Annotated in this window: 7 protein-coding genes; 4 read left to right on the top strand and 3 right to left on the bottom strand. The window is 43.4% G+C overall.

The annotated features are described in order from the left end of the window. Positions 1–661, bottom strand: a 661-nt coding sequence (locus tag AC0YNV_RS40305) for an IS110 family transposase (RefSeq protein WP_475773069.1), incomplete at its 3' end; no start/stop codon positions are given. 363 nt (positions 662–1024) lie between these two features. Beyond that, entirely contained in the window at positions 1025–1606 is a 582-nt protein-coding gene (locus AC0YNV_RS40300) for a DUF3888 domain-containing protein (protein ID WP_475773068.1), read from the bottom strand. Positions 1607–1844: 238 nt separating this feature from the next. Between AC0YNV_RS40300 and AC0YNV_RS40295 the strand changes: the two genes are divergently transcribed. After that, the gene (locus tag AC0YNV_RS40295) at positions 1845–3374 is read left to right on the top strand and encodes a molybdopterin-dependent oxidoreductase (protein ID WP_475773067.1); all 1530 of its coding nucleotides are present in this window, start codon (positions 1845–1847) and stop codon (positions 3372–3374) included. Positions 3375–3914: 540 nt separating this feature from the next. Continuing rightward, positions 3915–4286 (top strand): winged helix-turn-helix transcriptional regulator, encoded by a 372-nt coding sequence (locus tag AC0YNV_RS40290; RefSeq protein WP_475773066.1) that lies wholly within the window; start codon positions 3915–3917, stop codon positions 4284–4286. 35 nt (positions 4287–4321) lie between these two features. Here the strand turns inward: AC0YNV_RS40290 and AC0YNV_RS40285 are convergent, their stop codons facing one another. Then, the gene (locus AC0YNV_RS40285) at positions 4322–5233 is read right to left on the bottom strand and encodes an alpha/beta hydrolase (protein ID WP_475773065.1); all 912 of its coding nucleotides are present in this window, start codon (positions 5231–5233) and stop codon (positions 4322–4324) included. 453 nt (positions 5234–5686) lie between these two features. On the opposite strand from AC0YNV_RS40285, the gene AC0YNV_RS40280 reads away from it, so the two are divergent. Together AC0YNV_RS40280 and AC0YNV_RS40275 are read left to right on the top strand one after the other, a co-directional pair. Beyond that, complete coding sequence (locus AC0YNV_RS40280; RefSeq protein WP_475773064.1) at positions 5687–6160, top strand: hypothetical protein; 474 nt, start codon at positions 5687–5689, stop codon at positions 6158–6160. A 123-nt stretch (positions 6161–6283) separates the two neighbouring features. Next, positions 6284–6691, top strand: coding sequence for a hypothetical protein (locus tag AC0YNV_RS40275; protein ID WP_475773063.1), 408 nt, complete (start codon positions 6284–6286; stop codon positions 6689–6691). Positions 6692–6814: the final 123 nt, after the last annotated feature.

The following is a 6814-nucleotide window of genomic DNA, read 5'->3' as shown; positions in this document are numbered from 1 at the left end:
TTTGTGCCTTCTCAAGCGACCACCGATTGGAGCTGACATGTCCCACAAGGTGCTGTATCTGAGCCGTTACATCTTTCTCAGACAGGGCTAGCACCGATTGAGAAGTTGGGTACAGTGCAAGGAAACGAAGTGACACTTTCGAATAAAGGTCACCAAACACGCCATGATATTCTGGAAAGACTTGATCCAGCACAGCCTGGAACTGCAGCTTTGCTTGGACATACATATCCGTCAGAGATTCATACTGCCGTGTCAGGTAACGCAGATTCATCAGGTACTGACCTCGTTTTTTGGAAGGCTCCAGCTCTTCTTTATAGAACAATTCCCCCAGTTGGTACGCATCTGCAACATCCGTTTTCACTTTGCGTAAATGGGTCTTTTTTGCTTGGTATGAAATTAACGGATTGATGACAATGTACAGGTACTGATGCTCATCCAAGAACTGAACGACTGGGCTGTGATAATGACCTGTTGCTTCTAGCACCACGGCTGGACGCTGGCCCGTAAAGGATTCCAGGTCTTGAGCATAGCGGAGGAAGGACGCTAATCCCTCCAGATTGTGCTCAAATCGGAAGGTCTTACCGTGGGGCATTCCTCGATCTGAAAAAGCTTGTGCATGACTTTCTCCTTTCGATACATCCAATCCAATGACAGGGTTCATTTAACCACTCCTCATATGATAGTAGCCGGCAACCCCTACCCTTCTTGTCGTCCACATTATCGCATGTGATTCGGGATCATCGTCCCAAACAGCCTAATCATGGTTTAACAAGTAGGGGGGATGAACTGTATAGCTCTCGGGATCCCAGTCCCACGGGCACGAACGTTCAATCCCCGGCTATCGCTATCTTACGACCACATAAAAATGAGGTCCACCAGAAAGATCTGGTGACCTCATAATACGAACGGGTACGATAGCTCAATGCATATTACGGCAGCCGGTCATCAGATCAGCTGCCGTTGTCCGTTGACGGGCAGGTTAGCTATGGGGGAAAAGTATACTGAAATTGGGATTGTTTTTCAACTAACGGTACAGGTTCTGTAAATGTGGCGGTAACTTATGATCCTCTACGTGCTTGTAACTAATGGTCTTAACGTCTCCCTTTACACCGATAAGAAATTTAATCTCGTCGACACCTACGATTACGTGAGCACCGACAAATGGCATTACTACAACGGTCAAGGAGTAGGTTGTTTTGTTCGCTGAAGCTGATTCACACGTTATTTTCGTACCAAAAAACGGTGCGTAAGTCGGCGGATACACTAGTACTTTTCCATAATACTTATTGATTTCAGCCGTTATTTCTGGACCTAATAGTCTTGCGATAACTGCGTTGCATACAGCTTCATCTTCGTTTGGCATTGCCGATACAGTGGCAGGTTGACTAGATAACAATATACTGGTGGCAAGGATGAATTTTAACATTAGTCCTCCATGGAAAGTTTTGAGGTTATTATTCCCATTTATTATTTGAAAATTACTAAAAGTGGGTGGCGGGCTGTTGAGCTCCTTCGGTATAAAGTGTTGAGATTTGTAAATGTCCTTTGTAGGAACGGCAGCTGCAGATAACTCGCAGCTGCCCGTTTTTAAGTTTTGTCTGGTCAATACGAAATAACTTCTTGTCTTTTATCGATATATTTTTCCCGTCCCTCGACACAACGAGACTGTCGGTCAATCTCCGCGGCAGCTTAACGGTTTTACTAAGCTCTAGTAACCGTAACAATAACGATCTTGATTTTATAACTCAAGATGACGACTTCCTGTTTGATGGTTAAAATTACGTTTCTTTGCTAATAATAAATTCTAGAGCTGTTCATATTTAGCCGAAGAGGTGGATTTGTTCATGCGCGACATTCATTTGGTTCCAGTTTCCTATATCCCATCAGAAAATCTTGAATTCCCCATGATTGCCAACCTCCAAACCATTACACCGAATCAATTATTTTACGTAAGAAATCATTTTGAATACCCAACAATCGATATAAACACCTGGTACCTTTCAATTGAAGAATTAGTGGATCAACCAATTAAATTTACGTATGCTGATTTGAAAAACATGAATAAGGTCACGCTATCCGCTACACTAGAGTGTGCAGGAAACAAACGTTCGTTATTTGAAAGGAAAGCACAAGGTAACCAATTCAAGCTCGGTGCGATAAGCAACGCCATTTGGGGAGGCGTTCGACTGAAGGATGTATTAGACCAAGCAGGAGTATCCCCAAGTGCGACTGAGATTGTTTTTGAAGGATTAGATTATGGTCAACGAAATGACATGGATGGACAAGTATTTTTCAAAAGAAGTCTTCCTGTTGCCAAGGCACTTCACCCAGATACTTTATTGGCTTATGAAATGAATGGTGAACCGCTCTCCGATAAACATGGTTTTCCAATAAGACTAATTGTGCCTGGATGGTATGCAGTTGCGTCTGTTAAATGGCTGCGTAGGATCAGAGTTGTAGATCAGCCATTCAAGGGACCATTTCAAAGTATAGATTATGTCATTCTAAAAAAAACAAACGACTACAAACATGCACTACCGCTATCACCAGTTTTAATCAATTCGACGATAGCATCTCCTACAGAAGAGGAAGAGATGGCTGTTGGCAACTACGTGGTACAAGGGTATGCTTGGGCTGGCGAGCATTCTGTAACGAAAGTAGAAATTAGCACAGATGGCGGGACACTCTGGACTGAAGCAAACATACTTGATCCTGATGTTCCCTATTCATGGAGGAGATGGTCTTTTGCGTGGGATGCACAAAAACCAGGTCAATACACGATTATGAGCAAGGCAACGAACGATCATGGAGAAGTTCAACCGCTTAAGGCTGAATGGAATGTAAAAGGTTACCAAAATAACTCCATCCACGCCGTAAATGTTCATGCGATAACCCCTAACTTGGTAAATTCAGTCAATAATATTCTGCAGAAAACAAAACAACAAGGAGTGTTTGAGATGCTTACATTGGAGATTGCGAAACAATTGCTCGAGGTTGCCGAACAGAAAGCCCGTCAAATGGGACTCGCCTTCGATATCGCAATCGTCGACGCCGGGGCGAACTTGGTCGCCTTCCACCGGATGGACCATGCCCGGATCGCCGGGATCGAAATCTCCAAGGGGAAGGCCTGGACGAGTGTAGCTATGCAAATGCCCACGGCTAACTTAGCCCAGTCGGCGCTTCCCGGCGGTCAACACTATGGGGTCAACACGACAAACCAAGGGAGGGTCACCATCTTGGGAGGCGGCATCCCACTCGTTCGCGAAGGCATGACCGTCGGCGGTATCGGCGTCGCCGGAGGCACAATGGAGCAAGACATGGAAGTGGCCAATGCCGCCGTTCAAGCATTCGCCGCTGTAGTAGGAATGAAATAGCAGTACAAAAGAGACAATTTTACCGCCTTTTCAAAAGGGCGGTTTTCTTTGTTCAAAAATCAACATTCGAATTTAACATAGGCAAAATATAAAACTTCGTGACCATCGCAAGCAAAAGTACCAATTCGTTAATTTATTGAAGGGAAACAAGACGTCCAATTGCTCTTTGATAATTCTAAATCTATTCAGCAAATGTAAATGAAACAATTGCACAAATAATACGTTAGGATATTAATAGGAGGAATTGATAAAAACAATGAAGCACGCTCAAAGCCAAATAACCCTTCAATATTTAACTGGAAGGTTTTTTAGTCTCAAAAAAATTTCTTGGGGTTCTGCCCCAAACCCTTTCCACACCGGAGGGCAGGTGGTCTTTACCAAGACCACCAAACGATAGGATCTGGGGCAGTAGAGCGTGGTTGGTTAGGTTGTTAAGAGTTAGCGGTGGCCTCGTATTACGAGCGGGCAGGATTGCTAAAATAAATTTTGCTGGGTATGTGAAGAGAATAAGGATTAAAGATAGACATGGGAGTGTTTAAAATGAATGATAAAATCCTTTCCAATGATATTGAACCGACTTGCCATTATCGACGTGCACTTGAGGTGGTTTCAAGTAAGTGGACTGTCCTTGTTTTCTATGAGCTGGAGGATGGGAAAAAGCGTTACAGTGACCTGAAAAAGCGAATTGAAGGCGTGACACAAAAAATGCTGACCCAGACTTTACGCCAATTGGAGAGGGACGGATTAGTAAAACGCCATGTTTATCCATCCGTTCCCCCTACCGTTGAATACTCACTAACGCCTTTAGGCGAAAGCTTAATTGAACCGATGAGAATGCTGCACAGATGGACAGATTCTCATTACGATTCCGTATTGCATGCGAGACAAGTTTATGACCAAGAGAACCCGTGAACACAGCTCTCTGGCAGTGGTAATATTGATGTTTCTTATTCCAGCGTCTGCAGTTCCCTGCGGATTAGTTCATAAACGTCATGTCCGTCTTCAAACACATCCGTCATGGCATAGAATAAATGGATCATGCCGGGATACCGCTTCAACGTAACTTTGACGCCGCTTTCGATCAGTTTTTGCCCATACTGTTCACCTTCATCGCGTAATGGATCGTATTCGGCGGTCACGATTAAAGCCGGTGGCAATCCGGCAACATCTCCGAAGAGAGGCGAGGCGAGCGGGTTGGTTCTGTCAGAATCGCTGCCCAGATAATGACCGGCACAATAGTTAAGGAGTGCACTGGTCAGAAAATAGCCTGTACCGTACGTGTGCTTCGATTCATAATCGCCGGACCAATCTGTCAAGGGGCATAACAGAATTTGAAAAGCGATGGCAGGAGTGCCTTGCTTGCGGGCGAGTTGTGCTACTACTGCAGCCAAATTCGCTCCGACGCTTTCACCAGCAACGACAATTCTATCGGGGTCCATTCCGAGCGAAGTAGCATTTTCGTATACCCATTGTGCCGCATACATCGCTTCATCGACCGGGACTGGGAATTTATGCTCCGGAGCAAGGTGGTAATCCACGGATACGACAGCATAACCGGTTGTTACAGCTAACTTGATGCACATTGGGTCGTAATTCTCCATCCTGTTCCATACGAAACCGCCTCCATGATAGAACAATATAACAGGCAATAGCTTCTCTTCCGTTGGACGATAAATTCTCACGGCAAATGTTCCATGCGGACCGTGAAGTTGTACATCTTCCGTACCTGCCAAATCAAAGTTCTCGGAGATGGAATTAGCGACAGCGACTTTTCTGATTTCTTCTGGTGTCATATTATGAAGGGCAGGGAATCCTGAAATATCCTCCAGAAACTTTCTTGTTTGCTCAGGCATGCTCATATGCTTTACCTTCCTTCTCTTTATTAATGATTATCAAACCGTAATTCAACATTAATTCATGAACTGATTCTTGTTAAGAAGGCACTTTAAAGTGGCCTACAAACTTTGAAGTGCATCGAACCCTCCGTCATACGGCATAAACAGGAGCTTAAAGAAACAGCTGACGGTCCCCGCCGAATTATGATGCAAGTTGCGTCCGACTACTTTGTTTAACCTATCTTTTCAAGGGACGGTTTTCTTTTGGTTGAAATTCAACTATAAACGAAAAAGAGCCTTTTTCTTTAATGATTCCTGTCTTAGAGTAAGATTGTTTAGGTCTTAACAGCAAGTTAACCCATTACGCTAACGGGTACGATAGCACAATACCGAAGGGCTGCCGCGCGGCAGCTCTTCGCTACGTTAACGACAAGTGATATAATTCTATATGCTATCAATGAGTAAGGTGGTGGTTAGGTGGACGCTGAACTTCTCCTAAGATGGGAGCAAGAACATAGTGCAACAAAGCGTACAATTGATGGTTTCTGGAACACTTTTCGTTGTTGGAAAAAAGAAAATAAAGATGAGTATCATGATTTATTTATTGGCAAGTTGGATGTGGATTTCATTTTTATTGATGTAGTATCGATTAGCTTAAAACAATATTATGATCGTGAAGGAGCTGCCATCTTTTGTTCACTCCGAATACACTATCTCAAAACAATGATTGGGACCTATGATATGGAATTCCTGTTGGATGGCTCAATAGCAGATGATTACTTGTCATTTGAGGACAGGAGCACCCTTCATCGGATGTTGGCGGCAGATAAATATGGCTTACGTTTTGCACGAAAAGCAGTAGCAGAAGGGATCGAAGAGGAAGTAATAAAAAGTATTACAGGACTTGAAAAGGACTTTATCGCCATTTTGAAAAGAAAGTCATTGAGCTAATGGGTACGTTAGTGGGGAGCTTGCTATGTAGTGGCTCCTTTTTCGTTTGTTGAAGTAACGGGAGGATAGTTTAACTAACTTTTATGTTAGCTTGTGAATAAATCTGCTTACTGGGGTTGAATTATGATTAATTCGGCTGAAGAATTTGTAAGGTTAAGGCTTAGTGATAACATTGAGGAATACCTTAAGGCTGCATGGGATGAAGCACCTTTAGATGTTTGGTTAGAAGTGATTGTAACGTATCCTGAAATGCGTGAATGGGTAGCACATAATAAATCAATTCCTGTTGAGATTATGGAAATTCTAGCTGACGATGCAGATGAAAGGGTTAGATTTAATGTTGCTACCAAAAATCGACTGCCTGAAAACTTGCAATTAAAACTAGCAAAAGATTTAAACTGCTCAGTTAGACAACGAATTGTCTGTAACAAAAAAGTGACTTTACGAGTATTAAGCATTTTATTAAACGATGAGGATGAAGATATAAGAGTAAAGGCGATGAACAGGATTGATGAAGGACGACACAGGTAAGTGTTCCGCTAACGGGTACGATAGCATTCCTGTAGAGCGTTAAATTACCGCTTTGCAAAAAAACGAGCGCCTCGGTACGATGGGAGTACGCAACGGGTCATAGCCCTTTAAATCCCATCATCC

It is taken from the genome of Paenibacillus sp. JT31N11 (assembly GCF_056269285.1).
Note: the sequence above shows the minus strand (reverse complement) of the source record. Positions and strands in the feature narration are given on the sequence as shown.

What these genes read in the sequence shown, in the direction of transcription:
- AC0YNV_RS40295 (WP_475773067.1), top strand. Translation starts at nt 1,845, where the DNA reads ATGCGCGACATTCATTTGGTTCCAGTTTCCTATATCCCATCAGAAAAT.
- AC0YNV_RS40290 (WP_475773066.1), top strand. Translation starts at nt 3,915, where the DNA reads ATGAATGATAAAATCCTTTCCAATGATATTGAACCGACTTGCCATTAT.
- AC0YNV_RS40285 (WP_475773065.1), bottom strand. Translation starts at nt 5,233, where the DNA reads ATGAGCATGCCTGAGCAAACAAGAAAGTTTCTGGAGGATATTTCAGGA.
- AC0YNV_RS40275 (WP_475773063.1), top strand. Translation starts at nt 6,284, where the DNA reads ATGATTAATTCGGCTGAAGAATTTGTAAGGTTAAGGCTTAGTGATAAC.